18 protein-coding genes are annotated in these 23318 nt (G+C 34.1%); 16 read left to right on the top strand and 2 right to left on the bottom strand.

All coding sequences use genetic code 11. The annotated features are described in order from the left end of the window. Positions 1 to 84: 84 nt before the first annotated feature. From C1X07_RS14165 to C1X07_RS14190, 6 genes are all read left to right on the top strand, one after another. A complete protein-coding gene (locus C1X07_RS14165) occupies positions 85 to 654 on the top strand; it encodes an L-threonylcarbamoyladenylate synthase (protein ID WP_103070691.1) in 570 nt (189 codons plus the stop codon). A gap of 8 nt (positions 655 to 662) precedes the next feature. Further along, positions 663 to 2084 carry a CCA tRNA nucleotidyltransferase gene (locus tag C1X07_RS14170; RefSeq protein WP_103070692.1) on the top strand — a complete coding sequence of 474 codons (1422 nt, stop codon included), beginning with the start codon at positions 663 to 665 and terminating at the stop codon, positions 2082 to 2084. A 45-nt stretch (positions 2085 to 2129) separates the two neighbouring features. Continuing rightward, a complete protein-coding gene (locus tag C1X07_RS14175; protein ID WP_103070693.1) occupies positions 2130 to 3146 on the top strand; it encodes a COX15/CtaA family protein in 1017 nt (338 codons plus the stop codon). A 43-nt stretch (positions 3147 to 3189) separates the two neighbouring features. Continuing rightward, positions 3190 to 3705, top strand: a complete 516-nt coding sequence (locus C1X07_RS14180) for an IS1096 element passenger TnpR family protein (RefSeq protein WP_103070694.1) — start codon at positions 3190 to 3192, stop codon at positions 3703 to 3705. Positions 3706 to 3799: 94 nt separating this feature from the next. Beyond that, positions 3800 to 4858, top strand: coding sequence for a nucleoid-associated protein (locus tag C1X07_RS14185; RefSeq protein WP_103070695.1), 1059 nt, complete (start codon positions 3800 to 3802; stop codon positions 4856 to 4858). A 76-nt stretch (positions 4859 to 4934) separates the two neighbouring features. Beyond that, entirely contained in the window at positions 4935 to 5708 is a 774-nt protein-coding gene (locus tag C1X07_RS14190; protein WP_103070696.1) for a sulfite exporter TauE/SafE family protein, read from the top strand. A gap of 23 nt (positions 5709 to 5731) precedes the next feature. Here the strand turns inward: C1X07_RS14190 and C1X07_RS14195 are convergent, their stop codons facing one another. Next, positions 5732 to 6802, bottom strand: coding sequence for a hypothetical protein (locus C1X07_RS14195; protein ID WP_103070697.1), 1071 nt, complete (start codon positions 6800 to 6802; stop codon positions 5732 to 5734). Positions 6803 to 7000: 198 nt separating this feature from the next. Between C1X07_RS14195 and C1X07_RS14200 the strand changes: the two genes are divergently transcribed. From C1X07_RS14200 to C1X07_RS14230, 7 genes are all read left to right on the top strand, one after another. Further along, positions 7001 to 7900 carry an ABC transporter ATP-binding protein gene (locus C1X07_RS14200; RefSeq protein ID WP_103070698.1) on the top strand — a complete coding sequence of 300 codons (900 nt, stop codon included), beginning with the start codon at positions 7001 to 7003 and terminating at the stop codon, positions 7898 to 7900. Between the two features lie 4 nt (positions 7901 to 7904). After that, on the top strand, positions 7905 to 8741 hold the full coding sequence (locus C1X07_RS14205; RefSeq protein WP_103070699.1) for an ABC transporter permease: 837 nt from the start codon (positions 7905 to 7907) through the stop codon (positions 8739 to 8741). A 26-nt stretch (positions 8742 to 8767) separates the two neighbouring features. Then, positions 8768 to 11593, top strand: a complete 2826-nt coding sequence (locus tag C1X07_RS14210) for a T9SS type B sorting domain-containing protein (protein WP_103070700.1) — start codon at positions 8768 to 8770, stop codon at positions 11591 to 11593. A 75-nt stretch (positions 11594 to 11668) separates the two neighbouring features. Beyond that, the gene (locus C1X07_RS14215; protein ID WP_103070701.1) at positions 11669 to 14152 is read left to right on the top strand and encodes a T9SS type B sorting domain-containing protein; all 2484 of its coding nucleotides are present in this window, start codon (positions 11669 to 11671) and stop codon (positions 14150 to 14152) included. 445 nt (positions 14153 to 14597) lie between these two features. Next, positions 14598 to 17096 (top strand): SdiA-regulated domain-containing protein, encoded by a 2499-nt coding sequence (locus tag C1X07_RS14220; RefSeq protein ID WP_128755281.1) that lies wholly within the window; start codon positions 14598 to 14600, stop codon positions 17094 to 17096. 227 nt (positions 17097 to 17323) lie between these two features. After that, on the top strand, positions 17324 to 19330 hold the full coding sequence (gene uvrB, locus C1X07_RS14225) for an excinuclease ABC subunit UvrB (RefSeq protein ID WP_103070703.1): 2007 nt from the start codon (positions 17324 to 17326) through the stop codon (positions 19328 to 19330). A 63-nt stretch (positions 19331 to 19393) separates the two neighbouring features. After that, entirely contained in the window at positions 19394 to 20416 is a 1023-nt protein-coding gene (locus C1X07_RS14230; RefSeq protein WP_103070896.1) for an adenosine deaminase, read from the top strand. A 137-nt stretch (positions 20417 to 20553) separates the two neighbouring features. Here C1X07_RS14230 and C1X07_RS14235 read toward each other — a convergent pair whose 3' ends face one another. Continuing rightward, positions 20554 to 21531: an alpha/beta hydrolase family protein gene (locus C1X07_RS14235; protein WP_103070704.1), complete on the bottom strand. Its 978-nt coding sequence runs from the start codon at positions 21529 to 21531 to the stop codon at positions 20554 to 20556. A gap of 430 nt (positions 21532 to 21961) precedes the next feature. On the opposite strand from C1X07_RS14235, the gene C1X07_RS14240 reads away from it, so the two are divergent. The 3 genes from C1X07_RS14240 (at position 21962) to C1X07_RS14250 (ending at position 23261) form a co-directional block, all read left to right on the top strand. After that, positions 21962 to 22306 (top strand): 5-carboxymethyl-2-hydroxymuconate Delta-isomerase, encoded by a 345-nt coding sequence (locus C1X07_RS14240; protein WP_103070705.1) that lies wholly within the window; start codon positions 21962 to 21964, stop codon positions 22304 to 22306. A 38-nt stretch (positions 22307 to 22344) separates the two neighbouring features. After that, positions 22345 to 22671, top strand: coding sequence for a winged helix-turn-helix transcriptional regulator (locus C1X07_RS14245; protein ID WP_103070706.1), 327 nt, complete (start codon positions 22345 to 22347; stop codon positions 22669 to 22671). 71 nt (positions 22672 to 22742) lie between these two features. Then, entirely contained in the window at positions 22743 to 23261 is a 519-nt protein-coding gene (locus C1X07_RS14250; RefSeq protein ID WP_103070707.1) for a flavodoxin family protein, read from the top strand. The last annotated feature ends 57 nt before the right edge of the window (positions 23262 to 23318 follow it).

Raw genomic sequence — 23318 nt, forward strand, 5'->3', positions numbered from 1 at the left:
TCAAAAGACTGTCTAAAAGGCAGTCTTTTATTTTTAAAAAAATTATGCATTATATTCGCATTTTTAAAGCAATACTTATTTCTTATGCCTGATCAACAAATAGAATTAGAAAAAGCACTAAAAACCCTAAAAAAAGGAGGAATTATCCTCTACCCTACAGATACTGTTTGGGGAATTGGTTGTGATGCAACAAATGCCGAGGCTATTGACAAAGTATTTGCACTAAAAAAACGAGTAGAAAGCAAATCAATGATCTGCCTAGTTAGTGATTTTAAGATGCTACAACAATACGTAGAAGAAGTACCTGAAGTCGCCTATGACATTTTAAAATATGCAACAAAAGCGACTACTATTGTCTATGACAGACCACTTAGAGTTGCAGAAAACATTATCCCCGAAGATAACTCACTAGGAATCAGGGTCGTTAGAGATCCTTTCTGCGGAAAACTAATACGAAAGTTCAAACGACCAATTGTCTCTACCTCTGCCAATATAAGTGGTATGCCTTCACCAAAAAATTATAAAGAAATAGCTACAGCTATTTTGGAAGGCGTAGACTATGTTGTAAATTTGCCTCTACAAAATAAAAGCGCAAAACCTTCCTCTATTATCAAAATTGGAAGTGATAGCACTGTAAAAATTATTAGGAAGTAAATTGATTCATGTCGGAAGCCAAAAATCACAAAGAAGCCCTACAACACTCTATTTTTAATACGATATCCAAAGCTTCTGCTACTCTAAAAGTAGATTCTTATGTTATCGGAGGGTTTGTACGGGATTACATATTGCAAAGAGGAACAGCAAAAGATATCGATATTGTTGCTGTAGGTAGTGGTATAGAATTAGCAAAAGAAGTTGCTAAACTCCTACCTAATAAACCTAAAATACAGGTTTTCAAAACCTATGGCACAGCAATGCTAAAAACAGATGATATTGAAGTAGAATTTGTTGGTGCCAGAAAAGAGTCTTATACAGAAGACAGTCGCAATCCAAAAGTAGAAAATGGCACTCTCCAAGATGATCAAAACCGTAGAGATTTTACTATTAATGCCCTTGCACTAAATCTATCTTCCGAAAATTTTGGAGAAATATTAGATCCTTTTGGAGGTATTGGAGATCTGAAATCAAAAGTAATACGTACTCCTCTAAATCCAGATATCACATATTCTGATGATCCCTTGCGAATGATGAGGGCAATTCGTTTTGCTTCTCAACTAAATTTTAAAATTGAATCAACTTCTTTAAAAGCCATTACCGATAATAAAGATAGAATCAAGATTATTACCAAAGAACGCATTGTAGACGAACTAAATAAAATTCTTTTAAGTAGCAAGCCTTCCGTTGGTTTTAAATTACTTGAAAAAACTGAACTTCTTCCGTATATCCTTCCAGAACTTGTGGCTCTAAAAGGTATCGATGAAATAGAAGGGCAGCGCCATAAAGATAACTTTTATCACACCTTAGAAGTTGTAGATAATATCTCTGAGAATACGGATAATCTTTGGTTACGATGGGCAGCACTATTACATGACATAGGAAAAGCCCCAACAAAGAAATTTAGTAAAAAAGTAGGATGGACCTTTCATGGTCATGAATTTGTGGGATCCAAAATGGTTTTTAAACTCTTTAAACGTTTAAAAATGCCAATGAATGAAAAAATGAAATTTGTTCAAAAAATGGTATTAATGAGTTCCCGTCCTATAGTAATTGCTTCAGGAGTAACTGACTCTGCTGTAAGAAGGTTGGTTTTTGATGCTGGTGATTATATCGAAGAATTAATGACTCTTTGTGAAGCAGATATCACAACAAAAAACCCAAAACGTTTTAAGAAGTATCATAATAACTTTAAGACCGTAAGGCAAAAAATGGTAGAAGTCGAAGAGCGAGATAATATACGTAATTTTCAACCCCCGGTTACCGGAGAAGAAATTATGAAAACATTTAATATCAATCCTTCTCGTGAAATTGGTATTATAAAAGAAGCCATAAAAGAGGCTATTCTTGAAGGAGAAATCCCAAATGAACATGAAGCCGCTTTTGAATATATGCTGCAAAAAGGAAAAGAATTAGGGCTAAAGAATTAATAAAATAAAGAATCTAACTTATTACATTCCTTTTATTATAAAACAATGAAAAAAGACAATAAAAAAGTAATTTACTGGCTGCTTACAGGGTGTATATTAATTTTTATCATGGTTGTAGTTGGTGGCATTACCCGACTTACTCATTCTGGATTGTCTATCTCTAATTACAAATTAATATCGGGCACTATTCCCCCTTTGACAGAAGCAGAGTGGGATAGCGCATTTGATTTATACAAACAGTATCCCGAATATCAAAAGATAAACCACCAATTTACCCTACAAGATTTTAAAGATATTTATTTCTGGGAATGGTTACATCGGGTGATAGGAAGGTTTATAGGAGTTGTATTTATAATACCCTTCTTATACTTTCTAGTAAGAAAGCAACTTACTGGGGCTACCATAAAAAAATCTGTAATATTAATGCTTTTAGGAGGTTTTCAAGGGTTTCTAGGTTGGTTTATGGTAAAAAGTGGATTAATCGATAGACCAGATGTAAGCCACTATAGATTAGCAATGCATCTTACCGCTGCATTTATCACATTTGCATATACCTTTTGGGTTGCTTTAGATCTTATATATCCTCACAAGAAAGAAATAGATATTAAGTTTAGAAATCTAATTCGATATGCACTAGGAGTACTTCTTCTTCAGATTATATACGGGGCATTCGTCGCAGGTCTAGATGCAGGGCTATTACACAATCATTGGCCACTTATGAATGATGGCGCTTTAATTCATGAATCTGTATATATTGAACGATCTCCTACGATAAAGAATTTTGTAGAAGGGAAGAGTGGAGTTCAATTTATACATCGTTATTTAGCTTATATTGTTGTTGGGTTTATTTTTTTGGTTTGGTATCGAGGAAAATCTATTAAAAAAAACAAAATTCAATCCAATTCATTAAACGCACTTCTTATTATTGTATGTGTTCAGTTCCTACTTGGTATTTTCACATTAATCTACAGAGTACCTATTACATTGGGGGTATTACATCAAGTTGTTGCTTTTTTCCTACTTGGGGCAATGACTTTTTCATTACACCGTTTTAGTAAATAACAATGCTTTTATAGTATCTTTGCATTTCTAAAATTAGTTAAGAATGATTTACCGTTTCAGAATTATACTGGACACAGAAGAAGATGTATTTAGAGACATTGAAATTGAACAAGATGCTACTTTAGAGCAGTTTCATAATGTTATCACCCAATCTTTTGGTTTTGATGGAACCGAAATGGCTTCTTTTTACATTAGTGATGACCAATGGAATCAAGGAGAAGAAATCTCATTATTTGATATGAGTGATGGCAACCAACCTGTGCGATTAATGAATGAGACTCCTCTTATTGATGTAGCGCATGAGGCTTCTCCTAGATTAATTTATATCTATGATTTTTTAAGCATGTGGACCTTTTTGGTAGAATTGGCAGAAATTGCAGAATATGAAAATGGAAGAGAATATCCCAATGTAATGTACATACATGGTCAATTACCCGATAATGCTCCTGATAAAGAGTTTAAGGCAGATGGATTAGATGAGCTTAATGAAAATGATGATGAAAGCTTTATGAATCTCGATGAGTATGAAGATCTTGGATTCGATGAAAACTGGAACTAACAAATGTTTTTGTATTTCATATAGAAGTAAAAAACTAAACTAATTAAAAACTTAAAAATTTCCTTTTTTTCTGAAATTGGAAATCGACGAAATTATGATCAATCTATACAGTACTCAAATTGAATCACTTTCAGTTCACAGAATTGGAAATAAGAATAAAAACGAGAATATATTCTTATCAGAATCACCATATGCGCTTAATGATGAATTAAATGCTCTTTTAAAAGAATATTTTTTCAAGCCTTTTAGAGAAAAAGAAGAAAGTTATTTTCAATTCACTAATGAAGTTGATGTAGAATTTAACCCACTTTTCAAAATTGCAACAGAAATTTTTGAACACCCTTCTTCTGTTCATGAAAAATCCAAACGAATTGCATCTCATCTTTATGAGCAATCACAACATCCACATATCAAAAGTGGCGAGGTATATGTTACCTACCTCGATAATGTAACTATTGATAATGAAAAAGTAGCTGCACTTGGTATATTTAAATCAGAATTAAAACACGACTTTCTTCAGTTTGAAGAAAAGAACTCTGACATAGAATTATTGATTCAGCAAGGAGTTAACCTTAACAAACTAGACAAAGGATGTTTGATCTTTAATCATAAAAAAGAAGAAGGATACAAAATTCTTTCTATTGATTCTAATCGATATGACACCAAGTACTGGTTAGAGCATTTTTTAGGAGTAGAAGCTTTTGCCGATGAGAATTTCTACACAAAAAAGTACATGAAATTTTGCCAGGACTTCGCAAAAGATGTCGTACTTCCTGCCGAAGACAAAAAGGAGGAAGTAATGTTCATGAATCGTGCTGTAAATCACTTTGCCAAAAATGATGAATTCGAAGAAACCGAATTTTTAAATGAAGTAATCGATAATCCTGATTTGATCCCGGAATTTAAACATTATAAAGAAGAAAAAGCTCCAAAATATCAAATTGAAGATCTTACCAACTTCCCTATTGCGAACAATGCTGTGACCGCTGCTCGTAAAAAAATGAAAAATGTGATTAACCTTGATACCAATGTGCAAATAAAAATGGATTTTATAAATCCCGAATCTGCCGAGAAATTTGTAGAAAAAGGTTGGGATGAAGAGAAACAGATGTATTACTATCTAGTGTATTTTAATAAAGAGCAAAAAACCTAAAACTCTGGAGGTCCAAAAACTGGGAAGATTTAATACAGAGTAAAAAAGCAGACTAAAAACATAACACTTACTATAAATGGATTATATTCTGGTCGGTATTGTAGCATTATTGGGATCAGGGTTGACTTTTTTTTCTGGCTTTGGTTTAGGTACATTACTTATGCCGGTATTTGCATTGTTTTTTCCTATAGATATAGCAATTGCGCTTACAGCAATTGTTCACTTGCTTAATAATATATTCAAACTAACCTTAGTAGGTAAAAAAGCAAATATGCAAACCGTATTACGATTTGGAATACCTGCTGTTGTATTTGCTTTTTTAGGTGCTTTTATCCTTGGCAAACTCACCTACATACCTCCATTGCATACGTATACGATCTCAAGCTCCTCATATCAAATTACTGTGGTCAAAATATGTATTGCTACACTCTTGATTCTTTTTTCATGTTTTGATCTGATTCCAAAATTAAAAAGACTAGAATTTGACATCAAATATTTACCTTTTGGAGGAGCCCTTAGTGGTTTCTTTGGTGGCCTATCTGGTCATCAAGGAGCTTTACGAACTGCTTTTTTAATACGAGCGAAACTTAATAAAGAAGCCTTTATTGCGACCGGGGTAGTCATTGCGTGTTTTATCGATATTTCCCGGATAACTATATATGCAAAAGACCTTATCAAGCTAGGTGACAAACTTAACTATCCAATGCTTATGGTTGCCACAGCAATGGCATTTATAGGAGCATATATTGGCAACAAGTTTTTAAAAAAAATTACCATACATACTATACAATTAGTAGTAGGAATCCTACTGATTATATTTGCCATTTTATTGGGTGTTGGGATTTTGTAGAAACCCCCTCTTAATGTCCAACTTTAATCTCCATCCAGTAGCCGTTTCATATTTACATTTTCATAATTACGTCGCACAAAATCCATTGCTGTTTTAAGGACTTCACCCATAGATTGACTACGTCTAAACTGAAGATCTAACGTAAAATTATATAAATGCTCACGTAATTCTTTCAAATTTTCTTCTGTAGAAATGCGGTCTTCACACATGCATTCTACCAAAGTTTCATAACGCGACCTTGATGTTAATACTCGTTTTGCCAAAATTGATCGCTCTTCTTTTTTATATTGCTCAATAGAACTAGGCTGTAATTTACTCATTACAATAGCAACCATATCAAAGTTTTCCTTAAAAAATTGTGGTTGATACACTTTCAATTTCCCTTCATAACACTGCTGATCAAAATCAATTGCTCTTATCTTATATTCTACATGGTCAAAATCATGAATGGGTATAATCACATAGTTATAGGATCTCATATCCCCCAACAATCTCATTTGACATCGTTCATTAAATTTAACAAATTCTTTGGCTATTTGAGACTTAGCCTGATCACTTAAATCAGGTAAAAAATCTTTGATAAATACATCCCCAGGAATCCCTGCAATATGCTCTTCAATCAATGTATTTTTATAAACTAAGAAATTAATGCGGTTAGGAGAAAACATATGCTCTAGTTCTAACCCATAAATACGCGATGCATCAGCTTTCTTAACATAAATATAGGTATAGTTATCATTAAGAATGTTTCTAACTTTTATCCTAAAAGGTTTTGAGTTTCCAAATGTACAATAGTCTATCGCATCAATATTCAAAAATTCTATAGCATCCTCATTTCCATCAGAATGAAGAATGGTATACACCTTTTTTAAGCTAGATTCTATCTCAACCCTTTCATGCTCTTCATAATATACACGAACCCACAATGTATCTTCATCATTACTATCATATACAACTATCGAACCAGAGAACCTCAGCAAGTCATCGTAAAATACAGGAATCTTAATTTTTCGATTACACTCTTTTAAGTACGTATCCAGTTTATCATTTATTGGGTACGTAGGTTTTTTTTTCGACATTAATTTTTCTTCCATATCGGCTTTCTCTAAAAAAGCAATTTACAAATTTCAAAATTGTAAAATTAGATCTAACACATTATAAATAATAAGCTTTTATCTAAAACAAAGTCTTTACTCCAAAACAAAAATATAAACCTTCAAAATTCTATAAGATTTGTAACAAAATCACGTACTTGTCGTCTTGTTTTATATAACCGCCAAAAACAATCGCAATTGGAAAATATACTAACCTTAAATAACCTCACGAAAAAGTTTGGACCAATCACTGCTGTCAAAGATCTTTCTTTTACCATAAAAAAAGGAAATGTCTACGGTATCCTTGGTCCTAATGGAAGTGGTAAATCAACCACCTTGGGTATTGTACTAAATGTTGTAAATAAAACTTCTGGTAATTTTACCTGGTTTGATGGTAATACATCCACTCATAATGCTCTTAAAAAAGTTGGTGCAATTATCGAGCGCCCTAACTTTTATCCATATATGACTGCTGCTCAAAATTTAAAATTGGTGTGCCAGATTAAAGACGTTCCTAGTCATAAAATTGAAGAAAAATTAGAAATAGTAGGATTATTAGATCGTAAAGACAGTAAATTCAGGACTTTTTCATTAGGAATGAAACAACGATTAGCTATTGCTTCTGCCTTACTAAATGATCCAGAGATTCTTATTCTGGATGAACCTACTAATGGATTAGATCCTCAAGGGATACATCAGATTCGAGAGATCATCAAGAAAATTGCATCGCAGGGAACTACAATTCTATTAGCATCTCATCTTCTTGATGAAGTTGAGAAAGTATGTAGTCATGTAGTAATTATTAGAAAAGGAGTAAAACTATATTCTGGTCGTGTTGACGAAATGAATGCTAGTTATGGCTTTTTTGAACTTAAAAGCAATCAAAATTCAGTTTTAAAGGAATGGTTATCTAAACACAATGATTTTAAAAGCTTTAAAGAAGAAGATGGTAAAATCACAGCATTTTTGACAAATGAATTAGACGCAGAAAGTCTAAACAGGCAACTATTTAATGAAGGAATCGTTCTCACACACATTGTAAAACGAAAAGAAAGCCTCGAAGAACAATTCTTACAATTAACCAACAATTTAAACTAAAGCCATGTTAAGACTACTCAATATAGAATTTCAAAAATTAAGATATAATAAAGCCGCAAAGGTTATATCCATTACTTATTTTGTACTGATAACTTTTATCGCATTAATTGCGTCTATAGAATTTAATTTTGCCGGTGTCAAATTTAGAATTGCAGATCAAGGCATCTTTAACTTTCCGTATATCTGGCATTTTAATACTTATATCGCCTCCTGGTCAAAACTTTTTCTAGCCATTGTTATTGTTTCTATGATGGCTAATGAATACAGCCATAGAACCCTAAAACAAAATCTAATTGATGGATTGAGTAAAAAAGAATTTATAGCTTCAAAATTCCTAACTGTTGGTGTTTTTGCTTTAATTTCTACTCTATTTTTATTTATAGTTTCCCTTATCTTAGGAATAAGCTTCTCTGATTATAATGAGTTTTCGATTATAGTTTCAGATTTAGAATATATATTGGCTTACTTCATTAAATTAATAGGATTCTTTGCGTTCTGTATGTTTCTGGGGATTTTTGTAAAGCGATCAGCTTTTGCTCTTGGATTCCTATTTATTTGGTGGATTATAGAAAATATTGTTTATGCATTGCTGAAGTTTAAACTATTTAAAGGAACCGAAATCGCTGATCAAATTGTACAATTCTTTCCTTTAGAATCAATGAACAATTTAATCAATGAACCTTTTACGAGATTAAACTTTATCCAATCTGCTGCAAATCAGTTAGGAGAATCGTTCCAAAAAGACTACGCTGTACATTGGTATGAAATCGTAATAGTACTCGTCTGGACTGTTATATTTCTTAATCTTTCATACAGATTACTTAAAAAGAGAGATTTATAATATCTTTGGCTCTCAGAGCTAACAGCATGAGATGTACATATATTCTTCTTTTTACACTTTTATTTTACCAATCATCATTGCTTGGTCAAGGAGAAGCTAATAACTGGTATTTTGGTCTAAATGCAGGAGTAAGCTTTAACACAACTCCTCCCACCGCACTTACCAATGGTCGAGTAAGTACTTTAGAAGGATGTACAACAATATCTGACGCCACCGGGAATTTACTATTCTATACAGATGGGATTACCGTGTGGGATCGTCTTCATAATATTATGCAAAATGGTACTGGATTAAAGGGAGACCCATCCAGTACCTCATCTGCATTAATTGTTCCCCAGCCAAATACACCCAACATTTACATCATTTTTACGGTTGATGAACCTCATCATGATAATGCCGATAGTGACCCTAACACATTTGATGGAGATGGTGTAAACGATGGATTTATGTATTCAATAGTAGATATGTCTATGAATGGAGGAAATGGAGCCGTAGTCACAGGTCAAAAAAACCTACCCTTAGTTACTTATAATACTTCCAACAACTTAGAAAGCCTATATAAATGTTCAGAAAAAATTACTGCTGTAAAAAGTGATGACTGTGATTCTTTTTGGATAATAACTCATTTTGTAGATACGTTCTATGCTTTTAAAGTTGATCAAACCGGTGTTAATCCCACTCCTGTTACTTCACAAATCGGGGTCACTGTTCCCCTGTCCGGATATCGACGTAATGCCTTAGGATATATAAAAGCCTCTCCAGAAGGTAATAAATTAGCTGTTGCACATTTTGGTTTTGCCACGGTGGCTGGTGGTAATGGACCAGGAAAAGTTTTGCTTTATAATTTTGATAATACTACTGGAAATGTTAGTAACGAAATTGAACTAAGTAATGGTGATTCTCCTTATGGAATAGAATTCTCACAAAGTGGTGAGAGACTATATGCTACTTTGGATATTGGAGATGCAGGAAATGGACAAAGCTATATAATGCAGTATGACTTATCATTACCGGACAATCAAATTTCGGCGAGCGGTACCAGAATTAGTAATGCGAATAATCAAGATACTTTTTCTTTTAGTGCAGGAGCAATACAACTTGGTCCTGATGGTAAGATTTATAGAACCTTATATGATTTTAATACTCAAAAAGGAGATTACCTGGGAGCTATTGAAAACCCCGAAGCGCTAGCCCCCACTATCATCTATAATGAAAAAGCAATATTAGTGAACACAGATGGCTCCAGAGGTGCCCTCCTTGGGCTCCCACCGTTTATTCAGTCAATCTTTGCGCAAAACATTGATATTATTAATAATGGAAATCCAAATGACGTAAACCTTACCCTGTGTGAGGGTGACACCTATAGGTTATCGCATCAAAATACTCCGGGAGCTACGTATACTTGGTTTGTAGACGATGTTCAAATAGCAAATGTCACTCATTTTTTAGATATCACCACAGCCGCAAACTATAGACTCGAGGTAGATCTTAATGATGGTAGTTGTCCTCTGATTGGAGTAGCTAATGCGATCTTTTTTGAAACCCCTAACGCCTTCCCGGCTACATTAGTACAATGCGATGCATATCAAACTATTGGTGATAATATCACCCTATTTAATTTAAACAATGCCGAAAGTCAACTAACTGGAGGAAATGCTAATTACACCATTCAATTCTTTACCGATTTAGCTTCAGCTCAGGCAGGAAACCCTGCAATAACAAATATTGAAGCTTTTGAAAACAATCAAAATAATCAACAAATACATGTACGAGTAATTAATAATGACAATACAGACTGTTACAGCCTTACTACACTTACACTACAAGTAAGCTCCGCCCAGATAAACGATGTAGAGTTAAGAGTTTGTGATGACGATGGTACGGAGGACGGTTTTACAATTTTTGACCTAAATCAGGCAACCCAGCAAGTGTTATCAGGGGTAACGACATCTGGATTAACAATTAGTTATTATGAAAACACCGAAGATGCATTATTAAACAGAAACCCAATTACCTCTTATGCAAATCTTACTCAAAACTCTCAGGGAGATGATATTATTTATGCTAAAGCCGAAGAAAATGGTGGAGAGTGTTTTGGTATTAGTGCTATCCGTTTGTTTGTTATTCCTTTACCTGATATTGAACCTGAAGCAGAATATTTTCTATGCCAAAATCAAATAAATATTGAAATAGATGCAGGAATATTACCCAATAATAATCCTGATGATTTTACAACCTTATGGTCCACTAATGAAACCACACAAGCTATTTTTGTTAATCAACCAGGAACATATACAACTGAGGTAACCAACATATTGACCGGATGTACCAGAATAAGAACAGTAGAAGTTATTGCATCTAGTATTGCAACTATACAATCAATAGATATAAACGATGCTAGGGATAATAATACCGTTACCATTAATGCAGAAGGTTTAGGTAATTATGAATACGCAATAGAAATAGAGGGAATAGTAAGTTCTTATCAAGATGAGCCCACTTTTACTAATGTACCTCCCGGATTTCACAGCCTATTTGTACGAGATAAAAACGGATGTCTTCCGATAGTAACTCAGGATATCTCTGTGGTTGGATTTCCCAAATATTTTACCCCCAATGGTGATGGGTTTCATGAAACGTGGAATGTAGAGGGTATATCCACTCAGATTATGTCAAATTCTTTAATATATATTTATAATCGTTATGGTAAACTCCTAAAACAGCTTAGAGCCGGAACACCAGGATGGGACGGAACATTTAATGGAAAACAATTGCCTTCTAGCGAATATTGGTTCCGAGTAGAGCTAGATGATGGCAGGATTCTTACTGGCAGTTTCTCTCTTATTCGATAACAATACAGCTCTTCTGTTTTACGCACAATACTAAGCTTTTTATTAGTATATTGACCGACAATTTAAAAGCCCTAGATGAAAAAAAAATTACTTTCTACTATATTTCTTATTTCTATATTTTTTATCGGTCATTCTCAAAATGAGCCTACCGATTGTACTAATGCTGTGATAGTTTGTGGAGACACTAATTTGGAGCTAAACTCTAATGGTACAGGTATTAATGATTTTGCAATATCTGGTAATAACCCTCCTGACTGTAATTTTGCAGAAAGTCAGAGTTTATGGTTAAGAGTTAATATTGTGCAATCTGGAACACTGGCATTTACGATAACTCCAGAATCTACAAATGCGGATGAAGATTATGATTTTGCTGTTTATGGACCTAATGTCACCTGTACAAGTTTAGGAAGTTCAATTAGATGTTCTTCTACAAATCCTCCTGCTGCAAGTGTACCTACCGTAACCGGACTTAATGACACAGAAACAGATCTAAGTGAAGGACCTGGTGATCAAGGAAATGGATTTGTAAGAGCTATAGATGCTTTGGCAGGAGAAGAATACTTCATTCTAATTGATAATTTCTCTCAGAATGGAGGTTTTGATCTCGAATTTACTGGTACTGCAATACTGCCGGATAGCCCTATAAATACGGCTAGTACAACTACACCTTTGGATCTTACGGAATGTGATGCTGTAGGAGACTCTACAGATGGAAGAACAAATTTTAACTTAGATAGTAATACACCTATCATATTAGGAACACAAACGAATACTGTCATTTCTTATCACACTACAGAAGAAAATGCCAGTATCAATAATGCTGCCTTAACCAGCCCATATTTAAGCACTCAAAATAATGAAACAATATATGTGCGTATAGAAAATACGATTTCTGGATGTTTCATTACAGATACATTTCAATTAATTACTATTCCAGGACCGCTTATAGCTACCCCTACTCCATTAACGGTTTGTGACAATGACAATGATGGTGATGATACTAATGGCTTTGTTTCCTTTTTACTTAGAGATAAAGACAATGAAATCCTTAATGGATTAGATCCCGTTAATTATATCATAACATACCATCCCACTTTGGCAAATGCCAATGCAGGAACTGGAGTTATAGATAAAAACACACCTTTTACAAATACTTCTAATCCTCAAACGATTTTTGTTAGAGCTCAACATCTTCCTTCACATCCTTGTGTAAATTCGATTACTGTTGTTCAACTTAATTTGGAAGTAGATTCTTTACCCGTAGGCAATCCTACATCTTTAATACAGTGCGATGAATATCTAGACTCCACAGATGGTATTACACTTTTTAATCTTAATCAAGCTATTACACAAATTACTGGGGGCGCTGCAAATAGAACCGTATTATTTTTTGAAGATCTTGTATCTGCTAATGCCGGAACACCAACAATAACAAATACAATAACGTACCAAAACACTACTATTAATCAACAATTATTTACTCGTATTACTAATGATAACAGCGGGTGTTTTAGAATCTCAACTTTAGATCTTGAAGTAAGTGTTACATCTGCTAACGATGCCATATTAAGGCAATGCGATGATGATGGAACAGAAGATGGATTTCGTGAGTTTGATCTTTCATTAGCCGATTCGCAAATACTTCGGGGCATAGCCACACCTGGTTTGATCGTTACCTATTATCAAACTATTGATGATGCGTTGAGTGAATCTAACCCTATAACGACTACCATAAACAGCACACCTCTAACACAGGGACAAGATATCGTATTTGCAAGAGTAGAAAATCTTAATCAGTGTTTTGGCATTAATCAAGTGCAATTATTTCTTAATCCCTTACCCGATATTGAAACAGAAGTCCAATATTTCTTATGTCAAAACCAAACAAATATTGAAATAGATTCTGGTTTACCTCTTAATACTAATGCCACGAATTTTTCATTCTTATGGTCAACTAACGAAACTACTCAGACTATTTTAGCAAGTCAGCCAGGTATCTATACAGCACAGGTTACAAACACCATAACTGGATGTTCTAAATCAAGAACAGTAGAAGTAGTACCATCTGGTAGTGCCACTATTGAATCTATTGAGATCAATGACGCCAGAGAAAACAATACCGTTACCATTAATTCAAATGGTTTAGGTGACTATGAATATGCAATAGAGTTAAATGGAATTGTAAGTTCATATCAAGATGAGTCAACTTTTTCTAATGTCCCTCCCGGATTTCATAGAATACATATAAGAGATAAAAATGGATGCTTACCTATAACCATTCAAGACATCTCGGTTATTGGGTTTCCCAAATATTTCACTCCCAATGGTGATGGATTTCATGAGACCTGGAATGTAAAAGGAATATCTGCACAAATTATGTCTGGTTCTTTAATATTTATTTATGATCGATATGGCAAACTTCTAAAACAACTTGGAGCAGGTACTCCAGGATGGGATGGAACTCTTAATGGTAAAGTAATGCCATCAAGTGAGTATTGGTTTAGGGTAGAATTAGAAGACGGTAGAATTATTACAGGAAGTTTTTCTCTCATCAGGTAAAACTAGATGCTGTCGAACTTACCATTTTTAATCTTTTCAGATAAAAAACACAGCTCTTTGAACTCATAACTATACAATCTTACCCCTGTTTTCAGGGGTATCTGAAATCACGGAAAACAGGGGTTCAAAAAACTCCAAAACTCCTGATATTTATACGTTAGTCACAAACATATATATTTTGTCCCTTATATGTTAGAAACTTTGTCATGAGATAGAGCTACGCAAACATGTTTTCTTTGAAAGGTAACACTACAATTACTAAATTAAAAGACAACAGAATATTGAACATTTAAATAGATTCCAGTGCTATAAGATTTTAAAATGCCTAAGCAGATTAAAATCTAATTTACAGTTTATAGCGTTTTGTTTATCAATTATAGGATTGTATTCCTTAGTAAGAAATAAACCAACAAAACTTAGCACACGCAAAGAAAACTCTATTAAAATGAAAAACCTAATAGCCCTCCTTAAAGAAAAAAACAAACCTCTTCTCTTTATCATTCTATTCATATCTTTCTTGAATTTTAATACCTATGGTCAATCTTCAGAGATATCATCTTACCAATCTACAACATCACTCACGCCTATCAACTATATAAGTAACGATCTGTCTGGTATCACATGGGTACCAGAGAGTAACACGTTTTTTTTAATTCAAAATAGTGGAGGAAGAATTTGGGAAGCAGATATAAATTTTAACCTATTGCGCACCATTTCTTTTTCTGGATTTGGAGATGCAGAAGACATTGTATATCTGGGGAATAATGAATTTGCTATCGTTAACGAAGCTTCCAGGTTTTATATTGGCATCATAGACTCAAGTACAACTTCAATTAAGTCCAGTGATTTTCAAGTGATAACCTTTGATGATCCTGCAGGAAATGTTGGACCCGAAGGAATTGCCTATGATGCTACTAATCAAATATTTTATATCGTTAAAGAAAAATCTCCGAGAAAAATATATAAAATAGACAAACCTGCAACTAGTGATAATATTACTGTAACTCCAGAAATTCCTTTTGATGCTCAAACAGTATTTGGAGGAGGCATAATGAATGACCTATCCGCTGTCTATTTTGATGATACCACAGGTAGGTTATGGATTTTAAGCCACGAAAGCCATAAAATTGTTGATGTAGATGTCAACGGGACAATTCATGGAGAACTCGCACTTGATGATACAAGTCAGCACGAAGGACTTACCGTAGACGCTAACAAAACACTCTATGTTACTAGTGAGGCTAATAACTATAGGATATACAAAAAAGAAGGTAGCCCTTCTCCATTTACAGATTATCATGTGGGACCAAATCAAAGTCTAGCTACAATTTCTGAAGTACCATGGGCTACATTACAACCAGGAGATCGTGTCTATATCCATTGGAGAGAAACTCCTTATAAAGAAAAATGGGTAATCAACCGACAAGGAACGGAAGAAAACCGTATAGAGATTATAGGAGTCAATGGTCCAGAAGGACAACAACCTGTAATTGATGGTAATGGAGCCGTAACCGTAGACGGCGTTAATTTTTGGAATGACCAAAGAGGAGTAATTAAAATTGGAGGATCAAATACCCCAGCTGATGGTTTACCAAGTTATATTACTATCGAAAATCTCGAAATAAGGTCAGGAAGACCTCCATATCAATATACCAATGAAAACAATCAAACAGAAACTTATGCCGATAATGCCTCTGCTATTTATGTAGAAAAAGCCGCAAATCTTATCATAAGAAACTGCACATTGCACGATTCTGGAAATGGTTTGTTTATTGGAGCTAATAATGGAAATACCGAAAACATCCTAATAGAAAAAAATCATCTCTATGATAATGGTATCGTGGGAAGCATCTATCAGCATAACACATATACTGCAGCTATAGGGATCACATATCAATACAATAGACTAGGTTCCTTAAGAGAAGGCGCCAGAGGTAACAACCTAAAAGACAGATCAGCAGGACTGGTAGTACGCTATAATTGGATCGAAGGAGGTAACAGGCAATTAGATTTGGTAGATGCCGAAGACTCACAGGTTTTGGTAAATCACTCCTCCTACAATACCACACATGCCTATGGTAATATACTAATAGAACCCGCCGAAGCAGGAAACTCTCAAATAGTTCATTATGGAGGAGATAGCGGTGATATAGTAGATTATCGTAAAGGTAATTTGTATTTTTATAACAATACAATCATATCCACAAGAACTAGTACAACAACTCTTATCTCTTTATCAACCAATGATGAAACAGCAAATGTATTTAACAACATAATATACTCCTCTGCTTCCGGAAACAATTTTGCAATGATCAGTAATAACGGAACGCTTAATCTACATCATAATTGGTTAAAAACAGGATGGAAAAACTGCCATTGCAGCTCTCCAAATGGTACCGTAAATGATCAGGGTAATAATATTACAGAAGAAGAACCTTTATTTAGTGATTTTGATAATCAAAATTTCAGACCACTCCAAAATGCTACACTTATTGATTCTGGTGATGCCCTTCCCAGCATCTTACTTCCAAATCATGATTTATCTTCAGAATATAAAGAACACCAATCTTTTATAGACAAAGTCATCACCAATACCATAGACATAGGTGCTTTCGAATATAATCAAGATGGTGGAGATGGTGATGGTGATGGAAACGGTGATGGTGACGGAGATGGAGATGGTGACGGAGATGAAGACGGAGACGGAGATGAAGATGAAGACAATGATATCTTAATCATACCAAATCCTACTACTGGCGTTTTTGATATAACAATAGATCCGGAAATATTCCACAGTACTATCATTTATAATGTACTAGGAAAAAAAATAAAAAAAGCCAGAACGCCACATATTGATATTTCAGATATGACCAATGGTATTTATTATGTTAAAATAATTTTGACTAGCTATGAATCAATGATAAAAAAGGTAGTAAAAAATTAAAATAACCCGATATCATGTACACCTAATATAACAATACTGAACTTATCTTGATTTACCTGTACAGTCTGCACAATCATTTTTCTATGCATTTTGCCCCTTTTTTGTGCTGCAGGATCACAATACAGTATAAAAGAGATTTTCTTCCGAAAACAAAATCATAAATTTTTGGTTGAATAAAAAAAGTCAAGATGAGTTCAGTATCTTTATTGTGAAAAAGAAAAAGATACATGAAGTTCGAATTAGAATCAAAATTTAAACCCACAGGAGATCAACCAGAAGCTATAAAACAATTAGCCAATGGAATTGAATCTAATGAAAAATACCAAACCCTACTTGGGGTAACAGGGTCGGGAAAAACCTTTACTGCCGCCAATGTAATTGAAAGTGTACAACGGCCAACCTTAATACTAGCTCATAACAAAACGTTAGCAGCTCAGCTCTATTCTGAGTTTAAGCAGTTTTTTCCTAAGAACGCTGTAGAGTATTTTGTTTCCTATTATGATTATTATCAACCAGAAGCTTATATTCCTACATCAGGAACCTATATTGAAAAAGATTTATCTATTAATGATGAAATCGAAAAGCTACGCCTTAGTGCAACTTCTTCTCTTCTTTCGGGAAGAAGAGATGTCCTGGTTGTTGCTTCTGTTTCCTGTTTATATGGTATTGGTAATCCTGTAGAATTTAAGAAGAATGTAATCTCTATACAGGCAGGTCAATTCATATCTAGAACGGCTTTATTACACAGCCTGGTACAAAGCTTATACTCAAGAACCGAAGCAGAATTTAAACATGGTAATTTTAGAATCAAAGGAGACACTGTAGACATTTTTCCTAGCTATGCTGATGACGCATTTAGAGTACATTTCTTTGGAGATGAGATCGAAGAGATTGAATCCTTTGACGTACAAACCAATGCTGTTATAGAAAAATATGACCAGTTAACCATCTATCCTGCTAATATGTTTGTGACTTCTCCCGAAGTATTACATAACGCAATTGATCAAATTGCGCTAGACTTGGGAAAACAGGTCGAATATTTTAAAGAAATCGGAAAACCGTTAGAAGCCAAACGACTGGAAGAACGTACCAATTTTGACCTGGAGATGATCAAAGAACTTGGTTATTGTTCTGGTATTGAGAATTACTCACGATATCTCGATGGCAGAAATCCTGGTACAAGACCATTCTGCTTACTGGATTATTTTCCTGATGATTATTTAATGATTGTAGATGAAAGCCACGTAACTATACCGCAAACACACGCGATGTATGGTGGTGATCGGTCCCGGAAAGAAAACCTGGTAGAATACGGTTTTAGACTTCCTGCAGCAATGGATAACAGACCCTTAAAGTTTGAAGAACTCGAAGCTATACAAAACCAAGTAATATACATCAGTGCTACCCCGGCAGATTATGAGCTACAAAAAAGCGAAGGAACTTATGTAGAACAAATTATTAGACCAACAGGATTATTAGATCCTGTAATAGAAGTTCGCCCTAGTCTCAATCAAATTGATGATCTGATCGAAGAGATGCAAAAACGAATTGATATAGATGAGCGAATTCTGGTAACCACCCTTACCAAAAGAATGGCAGAAGAGTTAACCAAATATCTTACCAGAATTAATATACGTTGCCGATACATCCATAGTGATGTAGATACATTAGAACGAGTAGAAATAATGCAGGATTTGAGAAAAGGTCTTTTTGATGTATTAATTGGAGTAAATTTATTACGTGAAGGATTAGATCTGCCAGAAGTCTCATTGGTAGCAATTCTCGATGCTGATAAAGAAGGCTTTTTGAGAAACAAACGGTCATTAGTACAAACAGTAGGTAGGGCAGCGAGAAATGTAAATGGCAAAGCAATTATGTATGCTGATAAAATTACTGATAGTATGCAAAAGACCATTGATGATACAGAATACAGAAGGGAAAAACAAATAGCTTATAATACCAAACATGGTATTACACCCACCGCAATTAAAAAATCTTTTGATAACGCTTTGGCTGGCAAAAAGGTAGAGCCGTATACTTTTGAAAATGCCCCGACATTAAAAGCTGCCGAAGAAGAAACTGCATATTATACCAAGGAACAACTAGAAACCCGTGTGAGAAATGTGCGCAAAGAAATGGAAAAAGCAGCCAAAGAGTTAGATTTTATGACCGCAGCCCGACTACGTGACGAAATCAAAATGCTACAAGATAAAATACAAGATCAAAAAGTATAACTTTTTTGCAATATAATTATAGTACCCGTCCTGATAGGGTACTATTAAAAGAACATGATTATTATGAGTACTATTTCAATTGAAAAATTTATTGAAGACATCCCTAAAACAGAACTTCATTTACATATCGAAGGTACATTCGAACCTGAATTGATGTTTAAAATTGCAAAAAGAAATCATAAACAAATTAAGTACGCTACCGTTGATGAGTTAAAAAGTGCATATAGTTTTAATAACCTTCAGGAATTCCTGGATATCTACTACGCAGGGGCTAATGTATTGATCGAGGAAGAAGATTTTTATGAGCTTACCTGGGCATACCTTACCAAGGTGCATTCACAAAATGTGGTACATGTAGAGATATTTTTTGACCCTCAGACCCATACTGATCGAGGAATTTCTTTTGATACTGTTATCAAAGGGATATATCGTGCATTAGAAGATGGTAAAGAAAAACTTGGGATCACTTATAAATTAATCATGTCTTTTTTAAGACATCTCGATGAAGCTTCTGCTTTTAATACATTGGAGCAAGCTTTACCTTATAAAGAGTGGATTAGTGGCGTTGGTTTGGATTCTTCAGAAGTGGGTAATCCTCCTTCAAAATTCGAGCGTGTTTTTGCCAAAGCAAGAGACGAAGGGTTTATCACTGTAGCCCATGCTGGAGAAGAGGGACCAGCAGAATATATCTGGGAGGCTATCAATCTGTTAAAAGTAACCCGTATCGATCATGGTAACCGTTGTCTGGATGATCCTGAATTAGTAAAACAATTAGCCGATACACAGATACCACTTACACTCTGTCCTTTATCAAATCTGGAGCTAAATGTAATACATGATTTAAGAGATTATCCATTAATAGAAATGTTGGATAAAAATTTATTAGTTACGCTCAACTCTGATGACCCTGCCTATTTTGGTGGGTATATGAATGAGAACTACTTGGAAGTTGCAAAAGCATTGCAGCTTTCAAAAAGACAAATCACTGATTTGGTTAAAAATAGTTTTAAAGCAAGTTGGTTATCTGATCAGGAAAAAGAAAATAAAATGACCCAAATAGAAACCTATTTTGAGAATAACTTATAGAAAACACATTTAACCTACTACCTCTGGTAAAAGATATATTATATTTCGAATACCTATATTGACGGTCTGATTATTCAAAAAAAAATAATTATACCAGTAATGCTTTGAATCCACCATCACTTACACTTTATTTGGCTCTAGCGATACTCCATATCAGGAGTTGGCGCGTCTTCTCTAAGGTACCGACCAAACCAATCAATGACATGCTGATTTACTTCTTTTCTTTTTCCTCTAATGATATGATCTTCTCCTTCAAACATTATTAAACGAAAAGGAATACGATGTGTATCAAATGCCGAGGCTAACTTAAGCGATTGTGATGGTTTTACTTTACCATCAGAATTACCATGCATTAGTAATATAGGAACATTTTTGGGGAATTTCTCTACCCAATATACTGCTGATCGTTTTTCTAATTCTTCTTGTCTGTTTTGGCTATAATTAGGAATAAGTTCTGAGAATACTCTCGATTCCATTTTGGGTCTATCTTTAATACATTCGAATGCATCAGATAATGCACCGCCTACTGCAGCTGCTTTTATAGCATTTGTTTTAGTAAGCGCCTGATAGGTCATCATGCCACCACGACTCCATCCGTACATTCCTATATTCTTAGTATCGGCTGTATAAATTTCTTCTAAGGCAGGAATCAAATTAAGTACATCATTGATATCTTTACCTCCAAACTCTTCTTGTCCTTCACCCCCAGCATTTCCGCGATAATGACTGCCAATCACTACAAACCCTTGATGAGCCAGCTCTACCAGTCCCGTTTTTGGTATTATTTTATTAGTAAACACACCATGCTCCCTATTCCCTCCTCTATTAAAAATAACACAAGGATAATTCCCTTCTTTTTTAGGCGTGATCAAAAACCCTTTTACCTTTAAATTATCACTGAGATAAGTAATATCATAAACCGACACATGATTTAAGGCTGGAAACCTCTGGAGTAGCTCTTCATCGGCATACGCTACCAACTTTTTTTCTAGTATAATATTTTGATTGGCTTCTTGAGTCGATGTAGGTAATTGTGACGTTTTATCTTTATTCTCTGTAGTGCAGGAAATACATAAAAACAATACAAAACTCAGGTACAATAGTAATTTTGGCATGATGGTGTGAATAGTTATACAAATAAGACGATGATGATCTTATTTTGTTACCTCATCATTATTGTATTACTATATTTATTAGTGTTGACAAAAAATAATTACATTATGAGTTACAGTAACTCTTTATCTCGCAACAGTAACTATTTATAAGCCGCAGAGAATATTTATGAACCACAAGAAATATTTACACATCACAGAGATTATGGAGAAGCTACAGAAGATATGGATCGGTCACAAGAAATATGTACATATCACAGAAAATCCTGATGGATGACAGAAGGTATGGGAGGGTCACAAGAAATATTTAGGTATAACAGAGAACCTTAAAGAACTACAGAAAATATTGATAAGTTATTAAAAACACCAGAGATCAGTTTATACAAAAAAAGACTCAAAACTTCTATATCAATACTTATCTTTACAAGAAAATATGCCACACTTTGTATTAGATTGTTCTGATCATATTATTCAATTAAAATCACCTCAGGAAATCATTCAAGCAGTGTATGATACTGCCAAATCCACCGAGCTTTTTAGTAAGGGAGATATTAAAGTAAGAATCAACCCTTTTAAATATTATACTATAGGTAACACTCAGGATGATTTTATTCATGTATTTGGTAATATTATGGAAGGTAGAAATGAAACTCAAAAAGCGGATCTTTCTAAAAAAATAGTGAAAACGCTCAAAGAGATGTTTCCCGATGTTCCGATTATTTCTATAAACATCAGAGATTTTGAAAAATCATCATATTGCAATAAGTCTATGGTATAGATGCTTCTATCTTTTTAATATGTAATCACTTTACAAAAATGAGTTCGTATCAACGTAAAACACCTATAAAAAACGACTGTGCTGTCGAGAAGGCTTTACTGGTTATTTCTGGTAAATGGAAACCCGCCATCTTAAGTGAACTTTTAAAAAGAACAATTAGACTAAAAGATATACAGGAAGGGTTACCCGAAGCTTCAAAAAGGGCATTAACTCAGCAGTTAAAGGAAATGATAGACGATGGTTTAATCCAAAAAAAAGACTTTAATCAATATCCTAAAAAGACAGAATATTCAATAACCCCTTTGGGCAGTAAACTGTCTTCTGTTTTTGACGTTCTTACCTCATTTGGCAATCAATTAGAATAGGGTAAAATTTACCCCTTATTTGATTTACGAATCAAATAAAATAGCTTTGTCCTTCAACTAAGTAAGAAAAAATGAAAGGAAAAGGAGTACTACTACAAGGAAGTTCTAAAAGCAATGGAAACACTAATAAGATTATTACCTATATACAAGAAAAAACCGGATTTGATATCATCGATTTAAAATCAAAAAACATAGGTGCTTTTGACTATGAATTTAAAAATCAAGATGATGATTTTATTCCCCTAATGAAAAACATTGTCGAAACTTATGACATCATCATTTTTGCTACACCAGTATACTGGTACGCCATGAGCGGAATACTGAAAAATTTTATGGATCGCATAACAGATTGTCTAAAGATAGAAAAAGAAATAGGTCGACAACTACGCGGTAAAACTATGGGAATGATAAGTTGCGGTTCTGATGCTGAGTTAAAAGAAGGTTTTACCATGCCATTTATAGAGACTGCAAACTATCTGGGCATGCACTATTTGGGTGATATACATACATGGATAGAGGATGAAAAAATTACCAAATCACTACAACATGAATTAGATGTTTTTATTGAGGAAAAAATAATACATATTTGATAGAAGGTAGATAAAACTTGTCTTGAGTATGTGTAATTTATCATATACATATAAGAA

This window comes from Aquimarina sediminis (genome assembly GCF_002895435.1).
Classification (GTDB): Bacteria; Bacteroidota; Bacteroidia; order Flavobacteriales; family Flavobacteriaceae; genus Aquimarina; species Aquimarina sediminis.

Coding starts and splice junctions, on each gene's coding strand:
- C1X07_RS14165 (WP_103070691.1), top strand. CDS start 85: ATGCCTGATCAACAAATAGAATTAGAAAAAGCACTAAAAACCCTAAAA.
- C1X07_RS14170 (WP_103070692.1), top strand. CDS start 663: ATGTCGGAAGCCAAAAATCACAAAGAAGCCCTACAACACTCTATTTTT.
- C1X07_RS14175 (WP_103070693.1), top strand. CDS start 2,130: ATGAAAAAAGACAATAAAAAAGTAATTTACTGGCTGCTTACAGGGTGT.
- C1X07_RS14180 (WP_103070694.1), top strand. CDS start 3,190: ATGATTTACCGTTTCAGAATTATACTGGACACAGAAGAAGATGTATTT.
- C1X07_RS14185 (WP_103070695.1), top strand. CDS start 3,800: ATGATCAATCTATACAGTACTCAAATTGAATCACTTTCAGTTCACAGA.
- C1X07_RS14190 (WP_103070696.1), top strand. CDS start 4,935: ATGGATTATATTCTGGTCGGTATTGTAGCATTATTGGGATCAGGGTTG.
- C1X07_RS14195 (WP_103070697.1), bottom strand. CDS start 6,802: ATGGAAGAAAAATTAATGTCGAAAAAAAAACCTACGTACCCAATAAAT.
- C1X07_RS14205 (WP_103070699.1), top strand. CDS start 7,905: ATGTTAAGACTACTCAATATAGAATTTCAAAAATTAAGATATAATAAA.
- C1X07_RS14210 (WP_103070700.1), top strand. CDS start 8,768: ATGAGATGTACATATATTCTTCTTTTTACACTTTTATTTTACCAATCA.
- C1X07_RS14215 (WP_103070701.1), top strand. CDS start 11,669: ATGAAAAAAAAATTACTTTCTACTATATTTCTTATTTCTATATTTTTT.
- C1X07_RS14220 (WP_128755281.1), top strand. CDS start 14,598: ATGAAAAACCTAATAGCCCTCCTTAAAGAAAAAAACAAACCTCTTCTC.
- uvrB (WP_103070703.1), top strand. CDS start 17,324: ATGAAGTTCGAATTAGAATCAAAATTTAAACCCACAGGAGATCAACCA.
- C1X07_RS14230 (WP_103070896.1), top strand. CDS start 19,394: ATGAGTACTATTTCAATTGAAAAATTTATTGAAGACATCCCTAAAACA.
- C1X07_RS14235 (WP_103070704.1), bottom strand. CDS start 21,531: ATGCCAAAATTACTATTGTACCTGAGTTTTGTATTGTTTTTATGTATT.
- C1X07_RS14240 (WP_103070705.1), top strand. CDS start 21,962: ATGCCACACTTTGTATTAGATTGTTCTGATCATATTATTCAATTAAAA.
- C1X07_RS14245 (WP_103070706.1), top strand. CDS start 22,345: ATGAGTTCGTATCAACGTAAAACACCTATAAAAAACGACTGTGCTGTC.
- C1X07_RS14250 (WP_103070707.1), top strand. CDS start 22,743: ATGAAAGGAAAAGGAGTACTACTACAAGGAAGTTCTAAAAGCAATGGA.